15 protein-coding genes are annotated in these 21,113 nt (G+C 74.8%); 10 read left to right on the forward strand and 5 right to left on the reverse strand.

Annotated elements, in window-relative coordinates:
- The first annotated feature begins 23 nt into the window (after nt 1-23).
- Nucleotides 24-5,321, forward strand: coding sequence for a hypothetical protein (locus AB0M11_RS02310; RefSeq protein WP_365700437.1), 5,298 nt, complete (start codon nt 24-26; stop codon nt 5,319-5,321).
- Between the two features lie 131 nt (nt 5,322-5,452).
- On the opposite strand, the gene AB0M11_RS02315 is transcribed toward AB0M11_RS02310, so the two are convergent.
- Nucleotides 5,453-6,139, reverse strand: coding sequence for a pentapeptide repeat-containing protein (locus AB0M11_RS02315; protein WP_365700439.1), 687 nt, complete (start codon nt 6,137-6,139; stop codon nt 5,453-5,455).
- A 184-nt stretch (nt 6,140-6,323) separates the two neighbouring features.
- Here AB0M11_RS02315 and AB0M11_RS02320 point away from each other — a divergent pair, with 184 nt between their 5' ends.
- Complete coding sequence (locus AB0M11_RS02320; RefSeq protein ID WP_365700441.1) at nt 6,324-9,326, forward strand: BTAD domain-containing putative transcriptional regulator; 3,003 nt, start codon at nt 6,324-6,326, stop codon at nt 9,324-9,326.
- Here AB0M11_RS02320 and AB0M11_RS02325 read toward each other — a convergent pair.
- From AB0M11_RS02325 to AB0M11_RS02335, 3 genes are all read right to left on the reverse strand, one after another.
- On the reverse strand, nt 9,302-9,955 hold the full coding sequence (locus tag AB0M11_RS02325) for a sigma-70 family RNA polymerase sigma factor (protein ID WP_365700443.1): 654 nt from the start codon (nt 9,953-9,955) through the stop codon (nt 9,302-9,304). The two genes, AB0M11_RS02320 and AB0M11_RS02325, sit on opposite strands and share 25 nt — an antisense overlap.
- Before the next feature lie 118 nt (nt 9,956-10,073).
- Nucleotides 10,074-11,057 carry a hypothetical protein gene (locus AB0M11_RS02330; RefSeq protein ID WP_365700445.1) on the reverse strand — a complete coding sequence of 328 codons (984 nt, stop codon included), beginning with the start codon at nt 11,055-11,057 and terminating at the stop codon, nt 10,074-10,076.
- Nucleotides 11,058-11,073: 16 nt separating this feature from the next.
- Nucleotides 11,074-11,856 carry a transglycosylase SLT domain-containing protein gene (locus tag AB0M11_RS02335; RefSeq protein ID WP_365700447.1) on the reverse strand — a complete coding sequence of 261 codons (783 nt, stop codon included), beginning with the start codon at nt 11,854-11,856 and terminating at the stop codon, nt 11,074-11,076.
- Between the two features lie 212 nt (nt 11,857-12,068).
- On the opposite strand from AB0M11_RS02335, the gene AB0M11_RS02340 reads away from it, so the two are divergent.
- From AB0M11_RS02340 to AB0M11_RS02375, 8 genes are all read left to right on the forward strand, one after another.
- Entirely contained in the window at nt 12,069-13,010 is a 942-nt protein-coding gene (locus tag AB0M11_RS02340; protein WP_365700449.1) for a DUF6668 family protein, read from the forward strand.
- On the forward strand, nt 13,007-13,276 hold the full coding sequence (locus AB0M11_RS02345) for a hypothetical protein (protein ID WP_365700451.1): 270 nt from the start codon (nt 13,007-13,009) through the stop codon (nt 13,274-13,276). Before AB0M11_RS02340 ends, AB0M11_RS02345 begins: the two co-directional genes overlap by 4 nt.
- A 103-nt stretch (nt 13,277-13,379) precedes the next feature.
- Nucleotides 13,380-13,670: a hypothetical protein gene (locus AB0M11_RS02350; protein ID WP_365700453.1), complete on the forward strand. Its 291-nt coding sequence runs from the start codon at nt 13,380-13,382 to the stop codon at nt 13,668-13,670.
- A 20-nt stretch (nt 13,671-13,690) separates the two neighbouring features.
- Nucleotides 13,691-14,575: a hypothetical protein gene (locus AB0M11_RS02355; protein ID WP_365700455.1), complete on the forward strand. Its 885-nt coding sequence runs from the start codon at nt 13,691-13,693 to the stop codon at nt 14,573-14,575.
- Nucleotide 14,576: 1 nt separating this feature from the next.
- A complete protein-coding gene (locus AB0M11_RS02360; protein ID WP_365700457.1) occupies nt 14,577-15,809 on the forward strand; it encodes a hypothetical protein in 1,233 nt (410 codons plus the stop codon).
- Nucleotides 15,810-15,922: 113 nt separating this feature from the next.
- Nucleotides 15,923-17,416 carry an SCO6880 family protein gene (locus AB0M11_RS02365; protein ID WP_365700459.1) on the forward strand — a complete coding sequence of 498 codons (1,494 nt, stop codon included), beginning with the start codon at nt 15,923-15,925 and terminating at the stop codon, nt 17,414-17,416.
- Between the two features lie 89 nt (nt 17,417-17,505).
- On the forward strand, nt 17,506-18,987 hold the full coding sequence (locus AB0M11_RS02370; protein ID WP_365700691.1) for an ATP/GTP-binding protein: 1,482 nt from the start codon (nt 17,506-17,508) through the stop codon (nt 18,985-18,987).
- 38 nt (nt 18,988-19,025) lie between these two features.
- Nucleotides 19,026-20,801, forward strand: coding sequence for a TraM recognition domain-containing protein (locus AB0M11_RS02375; RefSeq protein WP_365700693.1), 1,776 nt, complete (start codon nt 19,026-19,028; stop codon nt 20,799-20,801).
- Nucleotides 20,802-20,874: 73 nt separating this feature from the next.
- Here AB0M11_RS02375 and AB0M11_RS02380 read toward each other — a convergent pair whose 3' ends face one another.
- Nucleotides 20,875-21,069: a hypothetical protein gene (locus AB0M11_RS02380; RefSeq protein ID WP_365700461.1), complete on the reverse strand. Its 195-nt coding sequence runs from the start codon at nt 21,067-21,069 to the stop codon at nt 20,875-20,877.
- Nucleotides 21,070-21,113 lie beyond the last annotated feature (44 nt).

Consider the following 21,113-nt stretch of genomic DNA (forward strand, 5'->3'; position numbering starts at 1 on the left):
CCGGCCGCCCCTACGTTGGCTCCGTGCGGACGCAGCGCCAGGCAGGCGACAACGGAAAAGACGCCTCTCCCGAGACCTCCCGGACTCCGCCCGGCGCCCGGCCCACCGGTCCTGCCGGTCCCACCTCTGCCGCCGGCACCGCCGCTCCCGTCGGCCCCACCGAACACGCGCTGCTCGCCCTCCAGGGCAGGGCCGGAAACGCGGCCACCACGCTGGCGCTGGGCGGCGGCAAGGGCAAGGGTGTCGCCCGGCCCGCGGCGGCCCGCGCCCGGCCCGTGCCGCCCCCCACCATCGAGGAGGAGCGCACCGAACCGGGGCTGGTCCTGCCGCCGTACCTCATGGAGTTCCAGGCCGCCGGGCTCTCCACGGCGTACGGGCTGACCGGGCACGAGTTCGTACGGAACGCGGTGGCCGCCGTCGTCGGCCACGGCGACGGCACGGTCGCCGGCATCGGCGCCGAGCTCGCCGGCCGCCCCGAGTCGTTCTACGGGCAGGGCCGCGCCTTCACGGTCGAGGGCAAGGGCAAGGAGTCGTACGACGTCACCGTCACCGTCTCCCGCGCCCCCGACGACCGGCCGCCGGTCTTCCACCCCGGGAACCTGCTCGCGAACACCGTGCCCGACCCGGACGGGGCGCCGCTCGCCGCGGTGGACGAGGCCGAGGGCAAGGACACCAAGGTCGACGTCCAGCACAACACCGCCGCCACCGTCGCGACCACCGCGAGCGGCGGATCGAGCAAGGGCGCCGGCGGCATGGTGTTCGGGCTCGCGCCCGTCGCGCCGGGGCTGTGGCTGGGCGGCGCGGCCCTCGCGAACGCGCAGCCCTGGCAGTCCTCCCGCGAGTCCCGCAGCCAGCGGACCGTGGCCGAGCCCCGGGTGCTGCGCAGCGAGAAGGGCTCGGTCGAGGCGCCGCGCAAGGTGCGCTACGGCGTACGGATCAGGAAGCAGGGCGCCCGGCAGGCGCAGACCTTCCACGGCTCGGGCACCCTCACCCAGCACGTCCCCACCGAGCACCTGGTCCCGGCCGGCACCCGGGCGCCCGCCGACCCGCGGCCCGTCGCCGCGGACACCGCCCGGCGCGTCTCGCTCGCCGACTCCCTCGCCCCGGTCGCCGTCACCGACACCGCCGCCCCGCACCCGGGCGGCGGCGGGCTCTTCGACACGGTCGCCTCCGTCCTGCATCCCTCGCTCACCGCGCCCGGCGCTCCCGGCCGCGGCCGCCTCCACGAGGCCACCGCCACCGCGACCGTCCTGGAGGACCTGCCCCGGCTGCTGCGCGACGGCGTGACCGGCGAGGACCTGGCGGCCAAGGACGGCGGCACGGTGGGCAGCTACCGGCTGCACGCCGAGATCACCGGTCTGTCGCCCGCCTGGGGCACCGGCGGGACCCAGCTGCGCACCCATCAGCAGACCCAGCACACGGTCACCGAGAGCGCGGGCAAGGGGCGGGCCGCCACCGGCGGGCTGGGCCCGGCCATCGGTGTCGGCGCGGTCGGCAACGCCGCCGTCCTGCGCGGTACGGCGATGCCGGTCGCGGCGGCCCGCAAGGCGCGGTTCACCGTGGCCGAGCAGACCGTCGCCAGCCGCCAGGGCGCCGAGGTGCGCGGCGACAAGGTGCTCTACCTGGCGACGGTCCGGTTCACGGCGGAGGGCACGGGACCGCGCTCGGCCGAGATGATCCTGCGCCCCGGGACCCGGGTCGCCCGGCACGAGATGCGGGTGTGGATGGGCCTGCGCGCCGACGAGGCGCACTCCCTCGGGCTGCCGCTGCCGCCCGGTGTCGAGGCCGGGGAGTTCATCAGGAAGCCGAAGCGGACCGACGAGAACGGCGACGAGGCCGACGTCGAACGGCACCTGCCCTTCGGCGCCATGGGCTCCAGCGTCACCCTCAGCCAACTCGACACCGGGCCCATGGTGCGGGCCGTGCGGGAGCTGTTCGCGACCGATCCCCGGCTGGCCGGCTACCTGCCCGCCTTCGGCACGGAGGCGGTGACGTCGGTGCCGGGCAAGGAGGAGGCCGCCCTCCAGCGGCGCAACCACCGGGAGTTGATGGCCGCCCTCTCCGAGACCAGCCTGCGGGTCAACAAGGACCAGTTGACCACGACCGGCATCCGGGTCCGGCTGCGCCGCAAGACCACCCTGCACTCCCACGACGTGCAGGTCCGGGTACGGGGGCAGCTCCGGGAGACCGGCTACCTCGGCGACACCGACGACTGGCTGGTGCGCAGCCACTCCGGCGTCACCGCGGCCACGCAGAGCGGACGCGGCAGTTCCCGCTCGGTCGGCGGTCTGGTGCTCGGCCAGGCCAGGATCGTCCCCGGCGTCCTGACCGGCTCGGCCCGCTACGAGAAGCACCACACCGGCACCCGCCGCAACCAGGCCGGTCCCACCACCCGCACCGACGTCCTCACCAACGGCTCGGAGAAGGCGAGCACCTTCGCGGCGGCCCTGCGCCTGGACGTCGACGTCACCATGACCTCCCGGCAGCGCAAGCTCGGCCGCGCCCTCACCCCCGGCTCCCCGGGCCGGGACACACCCGAGGCGAAGCGGCTGGCGGGCCTGCACCTGGACGAGCAGGACGTACGGCTTGTCACCCCGGCCGAGTTCACCCTCGACGACGAGGGCCGGCGGCGGCAGGCCACGGTCCGCGACAGGCGGCGGGCGCAGCCGCCGCGGCCCGAGCACGCGGTCACCGCCGAGGGCATCGGCGACCTGGCCGGCCTGGTGCCCCGGCCGTCGGCCGGGCAGCCGCTGCGGGACTGGCAGCTGGTGGAGACGGTCGGCGACGGCCAGGCCGTCCGGGACCTCGCCTTCCAGCTGCTGTCCCGGGCCGCCGCCCGCGACAAGGGCGTCCGGGAGGATCCCGCGCTGCAGACGGAGGGGCTCGCGCCGCGGCTCGCGATCGAGGAACGGTTCGGACCGCAGGCCATCACGGCCGCGCTGCGGCAGGCCGCGTCCTCCGGATGGGTGGTGAAGAACCTGCGCCATCCGCGCCGGCTCGCCGCGCTGAACGGGGCCGTGGGCACCCGGCTCACGCTGGCCAACCCGAAGTTCCTGCACCGGGGCGCCGGTCCCGGTACGGAGACCTTCGTGCTCGGCGGCCACCAGGCGGCCGGTCAGGAGGGGCACGGCACCGCCGGCACCTGGCAGTTCGGCGCCACCGGGTCGGAGAACAGCGCGGAGTGGCGGGTGGGCCAGGGCCTGTCCGGGAGTCGCACCGGCAGCGCGGGCGACGCCCGGTCCGCCGCCCTGTCCGGCACGGTCGAGCGCAACGCCCACACGCCGAAGAAGGCGCCGCTCTACCTGGTCCAGTGCGACCTGCTCGTCACCATGGTCGCCGAGGTCAAGGTCACCGGCGGCGGCCCGTACGTGGCGACGGCCGCGCGCACCCTGCCGGCCGAGGCGGCGGTGTGGCTGACGGAGGCGCAGCTCCCGGCGGCGATCCGCCGCCGCCTGGGACTCGACCCCGAACCGGACCTGATGTCCCCGTCCCGCCGCCCGGACCGCCAGCCAGCGGAAAGCTCCCGGGCGGGCGCCGAACGCGAGGCCCGGGAGAGCGCCGCACGCGGGGCCCTGGAAGGCACGGAACGCGGGACTGGGACAGAGGCCGGACGCGGAGCCCGGGGAGGCACCGCACGCGGGGCCCAGGTGGAAGCCGCACGCGGAGCCCGGGAGGGGGCGCGCAGCGCGGGGTCGGGGGGCGGGTCGGTCGCGGGTGGGCCGGGGCGTGGTGGTGGGCCATCCTTCTCCCGGGCGCTGCCCCTCGGCTTCGGCATGGTCGAGCACCTGCCGAACTTCGTGCCGCTGCTGGCCCGGCTGCGCACCCGCCTCGCGGAGAGCGGGCAGCAGGGCCTCGCCGACGACCTGCTGCCCCGGCGGCAACTGGCGGACCGCAACGACAACGTGCAGCGGCTGCTGCGCGTCCTGGACCGCGACGGCAGCGCGGGACTGCTGTCCGGGGCGATGGACGGCGGGGTCACCGTCGAGCTGTTCGACGGCCGCAGTACCCCGTACTGGGCGGTGTTCAAGGTGAACCGGCTGGGCGACGGCGCCTACGACGGGGCCGCGGACGACGGCCGGGACATGGAGTACATCACCGCGGCCGGCACCCAGCAGGCCGCCTCCCACGACCAGGGCGTGGCGACCGGCGTGGAGGGGATCCTCGCCGGCTCCGGCAAACCCGACGGCGGCACCGGGCAGCTGAAGAGCACGGGCGGCGCGGCCGGTCTCGGCGTCGGCTCGGCCGGCTCGCGGCGCTCCGGCACGGCGAGCCGCGGCCAGCTCGGCATGAAGACGGTCGCCGAGGCGAAGACCGCGAAGTCGTCGCGGATGCGGGTGCCGATCGAGGCGACCCTCGAACTGTTCAAGGGCGACCGCCGGATCGCGCTGGTCTCGCTGGGCCGTCAGTCGCTGACCCACCGCGTCCTGGACCAGGACCTCGCCGCCCTCGCCCGGCTGACCGCGCCCCGCCACCAGCCGGTGGCGCCCGCTCCCGGCCCGGGGGACGACCGCCCGGCCGCCCTCGGCACCTGGCGCTCCGCGGGTGTGCGGCTGCCGATGGAAGCGCAGGTGAACGGCTTCCAGGGCGCCCCTCGGGTACGGGAGCTGGTCGGCTCGGCGGTCCGGGACGCGGGCGGCGGCGACCGCTTCCGGGCCGGCGGCCAGGCGGCCGCCTACACCCTGCAGGAGGCCGTCTCCACCGAGTGGCTGATCGCGGCGCTGCCGCTCCTGACCTCGGCCGGGGCGGAGCTGCCGCCGGTGCACGCCACCGGGGTGGCGGGCCAGGACCTGCGCGCCTCCCTGCACGCGCGGCTGCGGGACGGCCGGGTGCTGGGCGTCGGCGACAAGATGACCTTCGAGACGGTGGGACAGAGCCACTTGGACGCGCCCCGGCCCACCCAGACGGACGGCCTGAGCTCCGCCGACCACGGCCGCTCGGCACGCGGCCTCGCGGGCGCGGGACTGCTCAACGCCGACGAGTTCCGCCTCAACCAGCTGATGGGCAACGCCGGTGGCACGGGCGGCGCGGCCGACGCGGCGGTGAACGCGTCCGGCTCGATGCCGCTGCACAAGCCCAAGGCCGCGTCGGTCCTGGTGCAGTTCACCCTGGACGTGCGGGTGGTGGCGAGGGTGACCGGCCGCGCCCGCCCCGGCCGCGCGGGCACCGCCGTACGGGAGCTGACCCTGCCCCGGCCGGTGGTGGTCCGGATGCCCGAACCGGTGGTCCGCCGCATGCTTGCTGCGCAGCCGGACCGGTTGCAGGACCCGGACGACCACCTGGGGGTGCGGAAGAAGGCAGCGCCCGCTCCTCCGCCGAGCTGAGTGCCGGCCGCCTGGGTGCCACGGCGGTTCGCGGCTGACGGTCGGTGGGGGCCGGTCGCGCAGTTCCTCCCCCGGCCTTCGGCCGGGGGTACCCCCAGCACCCCTTTGGGGCGCGCTGTCCCCGAGGCCGGTCAGTCCTCCACGCGGATGCCCAGCTGGGACGCCAGCACCGGTGCCAGGTCCAGCAGTTGGGACATGCTGATCACGGCGCCGGACAGGCGCTCCACGCCGCTCGCGATGCCCAGTTCCGCGGCGCCCCGCAGATCGACGTCCTTCAGCGTCGCCCCCCTGAACTCCGCGTCCTTGACCACGCAGTCGACGAACTCCACCCGCTCCAGCACCGCGTTGCCGAAGTCCGGTTCCACCAGGACACAGCTCTCGAAGACCACGTCTCTGAGCTTCGCCGTGCGCAGGTTGAGGTAGTCGATCTTGCCGCCGCGGACCACCACGCGCTCCAGGACGGAACCGTGCAACTGGGTGCCGCCCAGCCGGGCGTCGACCAGTTCTACATCGCGCAGGGTCGCCTCGGCCAGGTCGGTGCCGACGCCTCTCGCCCCGGTGAGGACGGTGTCCAGCAGCCGCGCGTGCCGCAGCCCCGTCTCGTCGAGGACGCAGTCCCGCAGCGCGCAGTCCATGAACCGGGCGCCCGCCCCGTCCTGACCGGCGAAGTCCGCCGCCCGGAACTCCTGCCCGTCGTAGTCCCCGTCCGGCTCCAGCTCACCCCCGCCCCAGACCTCCAACTCGGGCAACCGCACCTCCGGCCGCCGCGCGCCCTTCACCCTGCCACCACCGGCCCCACCGGCCCCTGTCCTCGCCATGCCCCCATAGTGCAGGGCCCCACTGACAATCGCCCCGACCGGGAGGCGGCCCGCCCGTGACCCCGGCGCCGGCCCGCTCGCAGAGCCCAGCACCGTCTCACCATCACGTCGATACAGGTCACCGACCGGCCAAATCGAACGATCCGGCTGACGTTCCGCAGTCCGCTCGCTACTGTCCGGCCCTGTGAAGGCAACCGGTACGGCTCCGCTCCGGTTCTCCCTGCTCGGCCCCCTGCGCGCCTGGCGGGACGAGTCGGAACTGGAACTGGGATCGCCGCAGCAGCGCGCCGTCCTGGCCGGGTTACTGCTGCGCCGGGGCCGCGCGGCCGGTCTCGGCGACCTCGTGGCCGGTGTCTGGGGCACCGACCCGCCGCCCGGCGCGGTCTCGGTGCTCCGCACCTACGTCTCCCGCCTGCGCAAACTCCTGGAACCGGACCGGGAGGCGGGCGAGCCGCCCCGGCTGGTGGTGTCCCTCGGCGACGGGTACGCCCTGCGCACCGACATGGTCTCCAGCGACCTCGACACGTTCGAGGAGCACGTGGCCCGCGCCGAGCGCCGGCGGGCGGCGGGCGACCCGGGCAGCGCGGCCGACCTGCTGCGCACCGCGTTGAACAGCTGGTCGGGCACCCCGCTCGCCGGAGTTCCGGGCCCGTACGCGGAAGCCGAACGCACCCATCTGGAGCGGCGGCGGCTGGGCATGCTGGAGACCCGGCTGCGCCTGGAACTCGAACTCGGCCGCCACGAGGCGGTACTGCCGGAGCTGGCCGCGCTGCGCGACGCGCATCCGCTGCGGGAGAACGTGTGCGAACTGCTGCTGCTCGCCCTCTACCGGGCGGGCCGCCAGGCCGAGGCCCTGGAGGAGTACACCCGCACCCGCCGTACGCTCGTCGACGAACTGGGCATCGAACCCGGGCCGTCGCTGCGCGCGCTGCACACCAGGATCCTCGCGGGCGAGGCGGAACCCGAGGCGCCGGCCGCCCAGGGCGCCGCGGGCCCCGCCGAGGACACGGCGCCCGCGCACCGCGCGCTCCGGTCGCCGTTGCCGCCCCCCGCCACCCCGCAGCCCGCCCAGCTCCCCGCCGACCTGCCCGTCTTCACCGGCCGCCGTCGCGAACTCGACAGCGCCGACGCCCTGCTGGCCGCGGACGGGCCGACCGCCACCGCCACCGTCGTACTGGTCGAGGGGATGGCGGGCGCGGGCAAGACCAGCCTGGCCGTGCACTGGGCCCACCGCGTCGCCGACCGGTTCCCGGACGGCGCCCTCTACGTCAACCTGCGCGGCTACGATCCCGGCGGCACCGGCATGTCCCCCTCGTACGCACTGCAGACCTTCCTCGTCGCGCTCGGCGTGCCCCCCGGCTCCGTACCGGACGGACTCGACGCCCAGGCCGCCCTCTACCGCAGCGTCCTGGCCGGACGCCGGGTCCTGATCGTCCTCGACAACGCGCGGGACGCCGAACAGGTCCGGCCGTTGCTGCCCGGTACCCGGGGCTGCCTGGTCGTCGTCACCAGCCGGTCCCGGCTCAGCAGCCTGGTGGCCGGGCAGGGCGCCTATCCGCTCACCCTGGGCCTGCCGACCGCCGAGGAGGCCCGCGAGATGCTCGTACGACGGCTGGGGCCGGCCCGGGTCACGGCCGAGCCGGAAGCGGCCGACGCGATCGTCGGCCTGTGTGCAGGGCTGCCGCTGGCCCTCGCCATCACCGCCGCGCGCGCCGCCCAGCACCCCGGTTTCCGGCTCGCCGACATCGCCGGCGAACTGCGGGAGAACCACGGTGGCCTCGACGCGTTCGTCGGCGGCGACACCGAGACCGACGCGCGGGCCGTCTTCTCCTGGTCCTACCGGGCGCTGCCGCCCGCCACCGCGGAGCTCTTCCGCCGGCTCGCCCTGCATCCCGGCCCCGACATCACCAGCTCGGCCGCGGCCGCGCTGGCCGGTGCCCCGGTCCGGCGGGTCCGTCCGCTGCTGGCCGAACTCACCACCGCCAACCTGCTGATGGAGCGCGCCCCCGGCCGCTTCGTCTTCCACGACCTGCTGCGCGCGTACGCGACGGAACTCGCGGAAGAGGAGGAAGAGGCGGCACGGACCGCACAGGCGGCACACGCGGCACAGGCGGCACGGACACCGGCGTCCGCGGCCGGGAGCGCGCTGCTGCGCATGCACGACCACTACCTGCGCACCGCCCACCACGCGGCGGCCGTGCTCGGGCCGTTCCACGAGATGGTGCCGCTGCCCGCACCCGTGCCGGGCAGCTCACCGACCCGGTTCGAGGACCGCAAACAGGCCACGACCTGGCTGCGCACGGAACGCCAGGTGCTCGGCGCGGTCGTGGCGCACGCCGCCGCCCACGGCTACGACGAGCACGCCTGGCGCACCGCCTGCGCGCTGGATTTGTACTTCAACCGCCTCGGCTACAGCCACGACCTCGTCGAGATCAACGCCACCGCGCTGCGCGCCGCCCGCGAGCTCGGCGACCGCGTCGGCGAGGCCCACGCCCTGCGGGGCCTCGGCTACTCGGCGCTGCGGCTCGGCCGCGCGGAGGGCATGCGGCACCTCGAACACGCCCTGGAGCTGTTCCAGGAGGCCGGCGACGGCTTCGGCGAGGCCCTCACCCGCCGGTCGCTGGCCTTCCAGACCAACAAGGCGGGCCGTCACGACGTCTCGCTCGGCCACTACGACCGCGCCCTCGCGCTCTACCGGGAACTGGGTCTGCGCAACGGCGAGGCGGGGGTGCGCAACGAGGTCGGCTGGACGTACATCCTCCTCGGCGAGCACGAGAAGGCGCTGCGCGAGTGCGAGCGGGCCATCACCGTGTACCGGGAGACCGGCGACCTGTTCGGCCTGGCGTCCGCGGAGGACAGCCTCGGCTACGCGCTGCACCATCTGGGCCGGTACGACGTGGCCGTGGCCCGCTTCGAGCGGGCGGTCGAGCTGTTCCGGGAGATCGGCGACCGCTACATGGAAGCCGACTCGCTGCGGCACCTGGGCGCCACCCACCGCGCTGCCGACGACCGGAGCGCCGCGCGGGCGGCGTGGTCGAGGGCGGTCTCCCTGTTGGCCGAGGAGGGCAACCCGGAGGCGGAGGAGGTACGGCAGGAGCTGCGCGCGCTGGAGGAGACCGGTACGGCGGCCACCGGCCCGTCCGGTGCCGCCGGGACGGTGCGTCAGGAGGGTTCGCGGTCGGGGTGACCGCCGCCGGGTAAGCCGGCCGCGGTCCGGGGCGGGGGCGGCGCGCCCTCGCCCATCGAGATCCCCCGTTCCTGGAGGGCCAGTTTGAGGTTGCGCAGGGCGTAGTAGACCCGGGACTTCACGGTCCCGTGCGGTATACCGAGGGCCTCCGCCGCCTCCTGGGTGGTGCGGTCCGCGAAGTACGTCGCCTCCAGCGCCTCCCGGTGCGCGGGCGAGAGCGCGTCCAGTGCCTCCCGCAGCACCATCGCGGAGAGCATCCGGTCGATGTCGTCGGTCCCGGCGACCGCCGCGGAGGCCTCCCCGAGCCACTCACCGCCGTCCACCTCCACCGGGCGCGCGCGGCGCGTGCGGTGACCGTCGATGACCAGGTTCCGGGCCACCCGGAACAGCCAGGGGCGTACGGACATCTGCGCCGTGTCGGCCGGGTCCGCCCAGCCGTTCCATTTCTCCGCATTCTTCCAGCAGCGCAGCAGCGTCTCCTGGACGATGTCCTCCGCGCGGTGGCAGTCCCCGCCGACCAGCCGTACGACGTACGCGTACAGGGCGGGACCGTGGGCCTTGTAGAGGCCGTGCAGGGCCCGCTCCTCGGGCGAGACCGCGGCGGCCGATCCGATGACAGTCAGGTTCATGGGCGTTCCTCGGTGTGATCGACCCCCGTGGGCCGAGAAATTCCGTGCTCCGACAACTTCCAGCGGTTTTCCGACGAGTGCGGCGGGCTGCGGCGTGCGGGCGGGCGGCCCGTGCCCCTCACACCGGTCCGAGTGTGCCGAGCCGGGATCCACGTTCCGTTGACGCCTGTTGTACGACCGCGTCCAGGTATCGGTGGATCTCCCTGACCACCCCGGCGTGCGTCGGCGGGAGCAGCTCACGGCGCCGCAGCTCGTCCCAGAGTTCGAGCAGTTCACGGCCGTGATCGCGCACGGCCCGCGGGTCGTCCAGCGCGCTCCAGGCCGCGGCGGCACGGGCCACGGCGTCGGCGGCCCGCGGATCCCCGCCGCGACAGCGGACCCGGGCCGCCGCCAGCGCGAGCGCGACGGTCTGCCGTCGTCCGTGGCACAGCCGGGCCAGCACGGCCTCCAGGGCCCGAGCCTCCGTCACGTACGGATGCGCACCGCCCTCGTCCCGCGCGAGCCGCTTCCGCAAGGCGCCGGCGAGTTCGTACGCCTGCGCCAACTCGCGCACGATCACGTCATCGACCAGCCGCTCGAGCTGGGCGGCGAGGGCGGCCGGTACGAGGGGCCGGGCCGCGGCCGACAACGGCACCGGTGCCTGTGCCGGTGCCGGTGTCTGTGCCGGTGCCTTTTCCACCTGTTCCGTTGAGAGGACACGGCTGGAGCCGTCCGGGCAGACCTCCAGGAGGAAGCGGGTCGCGCCGGGACGATCGTGCACCCACGCTCCGACCGGCGCCTCCCGTTCCCGCGCGCGCCGTTGCAGCAGGTCGAGCACCAACTCCTGGACTGGGCGGCCGACTTCCGGAAACACGGGCACACCGTCGATGAGCGCCGCTCCGTCATCGGAGAGAAACACATCGACGGGACCGACTCCACCGGGCCGCCCCGGCCGCGCGACGGGGCGGGGGGCGTCCCCGCGATCGGGAGAAGGGTCGGTGCCCGGGGCGCAGGTCCGGCTGGAGCGGGGGCTGGTGTCGCGGTCGGGAGCGAAGGCGGGGGCTTGGTCGGCGCCGTACGCGTAGGGGGTGTTCGGGTGGGCGGAGGTGGGGTTCGGGTGCATGGGCTTACTCCTCACTTCACTCGGTGTCCGGAGTGGGCGGGGTGGGGGACGGCGGGGGTGTGACGAGGCCCTCGTACTTGGCGAGCAGGGACCGCACCCCCGCCACATAGCCCTGGGCCTCGGCGGTCTTCGGGACGCCGTGGGCCGCCCGGACGGCGTCCAGCCCCTGGTCGTACCCGACCAGCGCGAGGTCCAGGACGGAGCCGTTCGCCACGCCACTGTCGATGAGCTGCTGGGCCTGGTCGGCGAGGTCGCACAGGAAACGGCCCTGCGCGAGGATCGAGTCGGCCGGGTCCAGCGCCGACGTACTGCCGTTGCCGTCCTCGTCCTTGCCGAACCGCTCGAAGACCGCGGGCGGGAGCTGTGAGATGCCCTGGGCGCCGTCCTTGCCGACCAGGTTCCGGTCGAAATCGGACTCCCGCTCGATCTGCGCGGCGATGACCGTCGGTCCGATCGCGTCGCACAGCGCGCCCGCCTTCTCGACGGGGTCGACGAGGTCGGCGGGGAGGGTGGCGGGATCGAGCGTGCCCTTCCCGTCGCCCTGGAACACCGCGATCACGTCGTCCGCGGAGGGTTGACCGCCGCCCCCGCCGTCCCCGCCGAACGCCGTGACCAGCGCGATCAGCGGCGCCAGGACCACCCCGAACCCGCCGATGACGATGATCACGATCACCCCGCCGAGCAGCACCAGCGGCGACAGCAGGCAGCCGCAGCCGGATGCCGCGAGGGCGTTGCGCACGGCGGCCGAGGCCTCTTCCTCCCCGCCGCCTCCCGTGTCCTGTCCGGTAGCTGAACTCATGTGCGCGCCTTCTTCCTTCCGGCCTCCGGTGCGGATCCGACCTCGGTGCCTTGAACCGCTCGGGGTGACCGGTGCGTTGTGGGGTCCAACGGACTCGTGAGACTCAAACGGGCCCGGCAGCGAACAGGTTCAAACCATCAGAAACCACCGTCAGAGATCCCCGTCAGGAACCGGCTGCACGCCGGTGACACGACAGACAAGGCGGCAAGCGCATGACCGCTCCATCGACCACCCCGCCGGGACCGCAGGCATGGGTACGCGGCCCGACCTCCTACGGCGGAACCGACGCGCCCACCACCTCGGTACCGATACCGGTATCCGTGCCGACACCCAGGCCAACGCCGGTACCGACCCACGCGCCGGAAGCCCAGCACGCCTACCCGCCGATCCCCGGACCGGCCCACGCCCCCGAAACCGGGGAGGCCCACGCGCCGATCCCCGGACCGGTCCGCATAGCGACGGCGGAACCGGCCTACGAACCGGCCTACGAACCGGCGTACGAACCGGCGTACGAACCGGCGTACGAACCGGCGTCCAGCCCGGCCCGGGTACCGGCGTACCCGTCGGAAGCCGGACCGGCGGCCGTGGGGGCCGCAGGCGTGCGGAGCCGCCGCCATCGGCGTCCGCGTACCGGACCGCCGCCCCGGGCGACCCCCGACCCCGCGGATTCCTGGGACGCGCCGCCGGAGTCCGGACCGCCCCGGACGAGCCGCGGCTCGCATCCGGCCGTGTGCTGGGTGAAGGCGCACGGCGGCGCCGGTGCCAGCACGCTGGCGGGGCTCTTCGGGGGAATGGACGCGGGGAGCCGCTGGCCGGACCCGGCCGCCGGCGAACCGCACCGCCTGCTGGTGGTGGGCCGCACCAACGCCGACGGCCTCCAGGCGGTCGCCCAGGTCCTGAACGCGTTGCGCGAGGGCCGCGCCCCCGACGGCCTCGACCTGCTGTCGCTGGTCCTGGTCGCGGACGCGCCCGGCCGGCTGCCGTTCAGCCTGGCCCGCCGGGTGCGGATCATCGGGGCGGTCGCACCGGTGCAGCGGGTGCCGTGGGTGCCGGCCTTCCGGGTGGGCGACCGGCCACGGACCCTGCCCCGCGAACTCGACCAACTCGCCGACCTGGTGGGGGTACGCCCCGGGGACGAGGAGGGCGGCCGATGACCCCGGACGCCCTGCCCACCGCGCTGGCGGCGTTCAACCCGGGTGACGACGGCGACCAGATCCTCGCCATCCTCGCCTGGGGCGCGTCCGCCTGCGGCGTCGCGGGACTCATCACCGTCGGCATCCAGATGGCGCTTCAGCTCCGCCGCGGCGACCCGGGGGAGGGCGGCGAGCACTTCAGGGGGGTCTTCTTCGTCCTGCTCGGCTGCGTCATCGCGGCCTCCGCGGGCCCGCTGGTCGCCGCGCTCGGCGACCTGTCCATCTGACCCCCCGCCCCCCTTCCACTCACCGGTGGCGCGTCCCAGCGCGCCCACCCATGCACCTTTCCTCCATTTTCCTCGGCTTTCCTCACGATTGGCGAAGGGCAACATGAGCACACTCCTGCACTCGGCCTCGGTCCTGCTGGCCGACGGCGCGGTCCCCAACCCCGGCCGCAACGCACCCGACGCACTCACCGGCAAGGTCAACACCGTGCTGGGCATAGCCGCCTGGGCGGGCACCGCGGCCGGTGTCGCCGGGGTGCTGATCACCGGCGCGATGATGGCCATCTCCCTCAAGCGGGGGGAGAGTTCGGAGCACATGGGCCGTCTCGGCATGGTGCTCGGCGGCTGCGTCCTGGTGGCCACCGCCGGACCGCTGATCCAGTTCGTCTTCCAGTGAGCCGGCGGAAGGCGATCCTCATGCGCGACCAGTCGAACCACCGCCAGGACGACGGCTTCGGCGCCCCCTGGCGGGACGAGACCTCCGTACGGCGGGAACCCGGCCTGCACCGGCGCGCCCCGCGCGCGGACACGTACCCCCCGCGCGCGGACACGTACGCCCCCCGTCCGCGATGGGCCGAGGACGGGCCCCGGCCGTTCTGGCGGCAGCGCAGCTGGCAGCTGTCGGCCGGCTTCTTCGCCGTCGTCCTGTTCGTGGCCGCCGTCGTGGCGCTGACCAGGAACGACGGCTCGGGCAACGGCGGCACCGCGGCCTCGGGGCGGTCCGGGCAGGTGGTGGCCCTGCCGACCCTGCGCGGCAGCCGTCCCGAGGGCTGCGCCACCGACGGCGACGGGGACGACACGCCACCCACGGCCGCCCCCACCGATGTGCGGTGGCGCGACCTGGCCGGCACCCGGGTGCCGGTCTCCGCCTCGGCGGGCCCCACCATGACGACCGGCCCGGTGTGGTGGTGCTTCGCGCACACCCCGACCGGCGCCGCGCTCGCCGCGCACGTCATCCCGTCCCAGATGAGCGGGCCCGCCTGGCGGTCGGTCGCCCGGATGCAGGTGGTCGCGGGCCGCGGCCGCGACCTGTTCGTCGCCCAGCGCGCCACGGTCCCCGACGTCTCGCCGGGCGGCTCGGGGTCCTCGGCCGGATACGCGGGGTTCTCCGTGCTGTCGTACCAGAAGTCCGCCGCGACGGTGGCGCTGCTCATCAAGACCTCCAGCGGCTACGCCGCCACCAACGTCGGGCTGCGCTGGGGCGACGGCGACTGGAAGCTCGCGCCCGGCGACGACGGGGCCCTGCACTCGCCCGTGCGAACCGTGGCCGGGCCCGGCGGCTTCGTCCTGTGGGGAGCGTGAGATGGCGGCGACCTGTTCGACCGGCAACCCCATCGCCGATGCCGCCAAGGGATTCTTCGACTTCCTCGGCGACCCCATCGGCACGATCGTCGCGGGTGTCGCGAACGCCGTACTGTCGGCGGCCATCTCGGCGTTCGGGACCCTGACCACCAACATCCCGACCCTGGCCGGGACGGACTCGGCCCGTGCGATCGACGACGAGACCCAGGGCATCGTGGTCTATCTCGCGGTCGGCTCGCTGCTCTTCGCCGCCGCCCGGATGGCTCTGGAACGGCGCGGTGACGCGGGCCGTACCGCGCTCAAGGGCGTCATCCGGATGATCCTCGTCTCGGGCGCGGCCACCGCCGTCGTCACGACGGCCGCCAAGCTCTCCGACCAGTACGCCGACGAACTCTTCAAGAGGGGCGCGCAGACCCAGCTCGACAACTTCGGGTGCCAGACCGACATCGAGTCCTTCCTGCTGCTGGTCCTCTCCTTCCTGCTGCTGATCGCCGGGATCGTGCAGACCATCCTGATGTTCGTGCGGCTCGGCGTGATGATCATCCTGCTGGGCACGCTCCCGCTGGCCGCGGCCGCGTCGATGACCGACTGGGGCGGCGGTTGGTGGCGCAAGCACATCGGCTGGATGATCGCCTGGCTGCTCTACAAGCCCGCCGCCGGACTGGTGCTCTTCGCGGGCTCGGCGATCTTCACCGCGGGCAGCCAGGGCGGGGCCGGCGGAAACGGCGACATCAACCAGCGCATCGCCGGTATCGGCGTGATCCTGCTGTCCGCGATCGCGCTGCCCGCGCTGCTGAAACTCGTCGTACCCGCCACGGCCGCGCTCGGCAGCGGCAACGCCATGTCCGTCGCGATGTCCACGGCCGGCTCGCTGGCCTCGGGCGCCCGGTCGGTGGGTGGCGGCAGCGGCGGCCCGGCCGGCCAGGCGGGCCCCTCGGGCGCGACGGGAACCGGCGGCAGCAGCGGCGGAAGCGGCGCGAGCGGCGGCAACGGGTCGGCCGGTACGACGGGTTCGGCGGGGTCCGCCGGATCCGCGGGCACGGCCGGATCCGCGGGTGCCGCGGGCGGTGCCGGTTCCGCGGGCGGCGCGGGCGCGGCCGGTGGTGCCGGTGCGGCCGGTGCCGCGGCGGCGGCCGGGCCCGCGGCGGCCGTGGTCGCGGCGGCGCAGTTCGTCGGCCGGGTCGCCTCCGGCGCCGTCCAGGACGCGGACGGCGACCGGGGCCACAACACCTGAGCCCCCGCCCACCCGGCCGACTCCCCCACCTCACGTCACCCGCCCGCACCCCCGCGTTCACACGCACACACGCACACACGCACACACGCACACGAGAAGGAGGTCCCCCTCCCATGTCCACGGAAGCCGTCACCCATCCCACCTACGGGAACTGGCGCCGTCCGCGCAGGCCGGGCCTGGGTCCGCTCGGGCTCGTCGGCACGTTCGGTGTCTTCGGCGGCCTGATCCTGACCCTGCTGGTGTCGCTGATCTCGCTGACCGCGGCGCTGGTCGTGCTCGTACCGCTGCTGCTGTTCCTGGTCCCGCTCGCCGTCCGCACCCAGGACGGCCGCAACGTCTACCAGATGATGACCCTGCGGATCGGCTGGCGCCGCCGCAAGCGCAAGGGCGCCCACCTCTACGTCTCGGGCCCGCTCTCGCGCCGTCCCGGCGGCCGGTTCCGCCCGCCGGGGCTGCTGAACAAGGTCACCATGTACGAGGGCCGGGACGCCTACGACCGTCCGTTCGGCGTCCTGCGCCACGCGGCCCGCGGCCAGTACACGATCGTCCTCGGCTGCGACCCCGACGGCGGCTCCCTGGTCGACCCCGACCAGGTCGACGTGTGGGTCGCGATGTGGGGCGACTGGCTGGCCCGGCTCGCCCACGAACCCGGGCTGCGCGGCGCGGCCGTGGTCGTGGAGACCGCCCCCGACCCGGGCACCCGGCTCGCCAACGAGGTCCTGCCCCGCATCGACCCCGGCGCCCCGCCCGCCGCCCGCGCGGTGATGGAGGAGGTGGTCCAGCGCTATCCGAGCGCCTCCTCCGAGATGCACACGTACGTCACCCTCACCTACGGCGTCCCGCAGGGCCAGAAGCGCGACCCGGAGGACGTCCTCACCGACCTGGCGATCCGCATCCCCGGCCTGCTGAGCGGGCTGGTCGGCGCGGGCGGCGGCGCGGCCTATCCGCTGTCGGCGGAGCGCATCGCCGAGGTCGTACGCGTCGCCTACGACCCCGCGGTCGCCCCGGACGTGCTCAACGCCCGCGCGCAGCACGGCGGCACCGGCCTGGAGTGGGAGGACGCCGGGCCCGCCACCGCGGTCGAGACCGTCAGCAGCTACCGGCACGACTCGGGCGTCTCCCGGACCTGGCTGCTGACGCTGGCGCCGCGTGGCACCGTACGGTCCTCGGTGCTGCGCGGGCTGCTGGAGGCGGCGCCCGGCACCCGGCGCAAGCGGGTCGCCCTGGTCTACCGGCCCATCGATCCGGCCACCTCGGCCCGGATCGTCGAGTCCGACCGGCGCAGCGCCCAGTTCATGGCGACCTCCGGCCGGGGCATGGTGCAGGCCCGCGCCGCCTCCGAGGTGCGCGCGGCCGAACAGGCGGCGGCGGAGGAGGCGGCCGGCGCGGGGCTCGTCGAGTTCTCGCTGATGCTGACGGTCACCGTGGACTCGGACGAGGAGCTGGCCGACGCCGGTGTGACGGTGCGCAACCTGTCGGCCGCCGCGCGCGTGCAGATGCGCGCCGCGGACCGCATGCAGGCGGCGGCCTTCAGCTGCACGCTCCCCGCCGGGCTGCTGCCCTGGGAGCAGACCCTGGTTCCGCAGCAGTTGCAGGAGGCACTGTGAGCAGGCGCGACAGCGAGAAGAAGGCGGCCGAGCGGCTGTTCGTGCCGGCGCGCGGCTGGGCCGGACCCGGTGGCGGGCGCGTCGGACACATGGACCCCCCGACCATGTGGCGGGCCACCACCGTGCAGGCGTGCGGTATGTGGCCGTTCGCGGCGGGTTCCGGCTCGCCGATGACCGGGGTGCCGCTCGGGCAGCACCTGTTCACCGGGGCCACGGTCTGCGGGGATCCGCTGAACTGGTTCACCCGGGCCCGGTTCATCTCCAACCCCTCCCTGTTCATGCTGGGCATGCCGGGACTCGGCAAGTCCACACTGGTCAACCGGATGCTGATCGGGCTCGCCGCGACCGGGGTCGTACCGCTGGTGCTGGGCGACCTGAAGCCCGACTACGCCGACACCGTGCGCGCGCTGGGCGGCCAGGTGATCTCCATCGGGCGCGGGCGGGGCGGCATCAACGTCCTCGATCCGGGCGCGATGGGCGCGGCGGCGGCCCGGATCGGCGGGGAGGCCGGCGAGGTCCTCCGGGCCGAGACGCACGGCCGGGTGCTGAACATGGTGGCCGCGCTGATCACCATCGTGCGCGGCCGTCCGATGGACGACCACGAGCAGTCGGTGCTCTCCGCGGTCCTGCACCACCTGCGCGAGCGCACCCCGGTCGGGCGGACGGTCCTCCTTCCGGACCTCCTGCGGGTGCTGACCGAGGGTCCGGACCGGGTCAGGGCGGTGACCCTGGACCGGGGCGACGACACCCGCTACCGGGACGCGGTCGACCCGCTGCACCGCTCCCTACTGGGCATCCTGGACGGCCCGCTCGGCGACACCTTCGCCTCCGAGACGTCGACCCGGATCGACCCGGACGCACCCGCCGTGTGCATCGACATCTCCGGCATCGGGGAGGCCGACACCCAGCTGACGGCCGCGGCGATGCTGGCGGCCTGGTCGGACGGGCTCGGCACGGTGGCCGCCGCACACGCGCTGGCGGACGCGGGACTGGCGCCCCGCCGCTGGTTCTTCACGGTCCTCGACGAGCTGTGGCGCCCGTTGCGGGCCGCCTCCGGCATCGTCGACCGCATCGACGCGCTCACCCGCCTCAACCGCTCGCTCGGCCTCGGCGACGCGAAGATCACCCACACCCTCAAGGACGCGGAGGCCCTGGGCACGGACTCGGACCGGGCCAAGGCACGCGGGTTCGTGGAGCGGGCCGGGATGGTGGTGTGCGCGGGGCTGCCGCGAGCGGAGATGGAGGAGCTGGGCAAGGTCGTGGGGCTGTCCCGGCGCGAGATCGAACTGGTCTCCTCCTGGTCGTCCCCGCCGGGCTGGGGCGCCTCCGGCGACCACGAGGAACCCCCCGGACGGGGCCGCTTCCTCATCAAGGTCGGCGGCCGCCCCGGCATCCCGATCCGGGTGGCCATCACCGACGTCGAACGCCGGCTCCACGACACGAACACCCGCTGGACACCGAACGGCGTACCGACGGCACGAGCGACGAACCTCGCGGGGCCCCCGGCGGGGGCCGCGGCGCTGGAGGATCCGCCGACCGTGGTGCTGAGCCGTCTGCGGAGGCCCGCGTGAGCGGGGCGCGTCCCTCCGCCGCCGTCGGCGGTCAGGAGCTGGCGTCCTGGGCGATCGCCGCGGTGGCCGCCGTGGCCCTGCTGGTGTTCACCCTGCTGTGGTGCGGCGGCACCCTGGGGGCCGGACTCAGCGGGCACGGCTGGAGCGCACCGCCGTTCGCACTGTCCACCGTGACCGCGCTGCTCACCGAGGGCCCGGCCCGGCTGTGGCCACAGGCGCCGGCCGGCGCGGTGTACGCGGGCCTGGCCGGGCTGCCCGCGCTGGTCGCCGCGCCCGTCGCCGTCGTCGTACGGCTGCTGGTGAAGCGGCTGGCGCGGCCCTCGGGGCTGGCCGGGCGCCGGGAACTCGCGAGCATGTGCCCGCAGGGCATCGCCGCCCGCGCCCGCGACCTGCGCCCCACCCTGAAGGGCCGCGAACACCTGCACCCGGACGAGACCGGCAACCTCCTCGGCGACCTCGACCCCTCGGGCCCCGAACTCCGCTCCTCCTACGAGGACGTGGAACTGGACCTGATGGCCCCCCGGGCGGGCAAGTCCACCGGTATCGCGATCCCCCGAGTGCTGCGCGCCCAGGGCCCGGTGCTGCTGACCTCGAACAAGTCCGACGTGTACGCCGTCACCCGCGCCGCCCGCGCCGAGACCGGCACGGTCTGGACCTTCGACCCGCAGGGCATCGCGCACACCCCGCGCGGCATGTGGTGGAACATGCTCGGCGAGTGCACGACGATCGAGGGCGCCCGCCGGCTCGCCGGTCACTTCGTGGCGTCGGTCAACGACGATTCCTCCCAGAAGGACTTCTGGATCGCCGCCGCCCAGAACACCCTGACCGCCCTCTTCCTCGCCGCCGCGCGCGGCGAGGCCGGCGTCCAGGAGCTGCTGGCCTGGCTCGCGGACCCGGCCGACCGCACCCCGATCGACCTGCTGCGCGACGCCGGACTCCCGGCGATGGCCGACCAGTTGCAGGGCACCGTCCGGGGCGCCGTGGAGACCAGGGACGGCATCTACGAGACCGCCCGGCAGACCGTCTCGTGTCTGCTGGACCCGGAGATCCTGGCCTGGGTCACCCCCGACCCGGACCTGCCGGAGTTCGTGCCGGCCGCGCACGTCCTCGGCCGGGACACGCTCTACCTGCTGTCCAAGGACGGCGGTGGCTCGGCGGCCGGGGTCATCGCGGGCATCGCGGACGCCACGATGCGGGCCGGGGTGGTGGCGGCGGAGCGGATGGGCGGCCGGCTGGACCCGCCGATGACCGCGGTCCTCGACGAGGCCGCGAACGTCTGCCGCATCTCCGATCTCCCCGACCTGTACTCGCACTTCGGCTCCCGCGGCATCAACGTCGTGACACTGCTGCAGAGTTACCGGCAGGGGGCGCGGGTGTGGGGCGAGGCGGGCATGGACGCCCTGTGGAGCGCGGCGACGGTGAAACTGCTCGGGGCGGGCCTGGACGACGCGGACTTCGTGCAGAAGATCTCCACCCTGGTGGGCCAGCACGACGTGCGCACCCCGAGCGTCTCCCGCAGCAAGGACGGCACGTCACGCTCGTACTCCTACCGCCAGGAGGCGGTGCTGCCGCCCGACCGGATCCGCGCCCTGCCCAAGGGCACGGCCCTGCTCCTCGCCACCGGCATCCGCCCGGCCCTGATCCGGCTGCGCCCCTGGTACAAGGAGCCCGACGCGGGCCCCATCTCGGCGGCGGCCAAGGCCGAGACGGCAGCCATCACCGAGCGGGCGGCGGCCCGGCTGGGGGCCGGCCCGGTCACGCTCACGAAGCCGACGGACCGGGACGACAAGAACCCGGCGCCGACGGGCGCGTGACGCAAAACCACCTGCTTCGGGCCGGGAGCGGAGTTCCGCTCCCGGCCCGAAGTCCTGCCCTACGGTTCGACGGTCACCGCGACAGACCGACCGCGGCAGCGATGCCGAAGGCCAGCGTGCAGGACAGGAACCAGACGAAGGCCGTGCCCATCGGTCGCGCCCGTCCCGGCCGCGGCCGTACCGCGCGTACGGCTTCGTACACCGCGCGCACCAGACAGCCGGTCCCCGTGACCGTGCCGAACGCCTGAATCGCCAACTCGCCGTCCATGAATTCCCTTCGCCGTCTGGAAGCCCGGCCGCCCGGCGCTGCGG

It is taken from the genome of Streptomyces sp. NPDC051987, assembly GCF_040680735.1.
Taxonomy (GTDB): domain Bacteria; phylum Actinomycetota; class Actinomycetes; order Streptomycetales; family Streptomycetaceae; genus Streptomyces.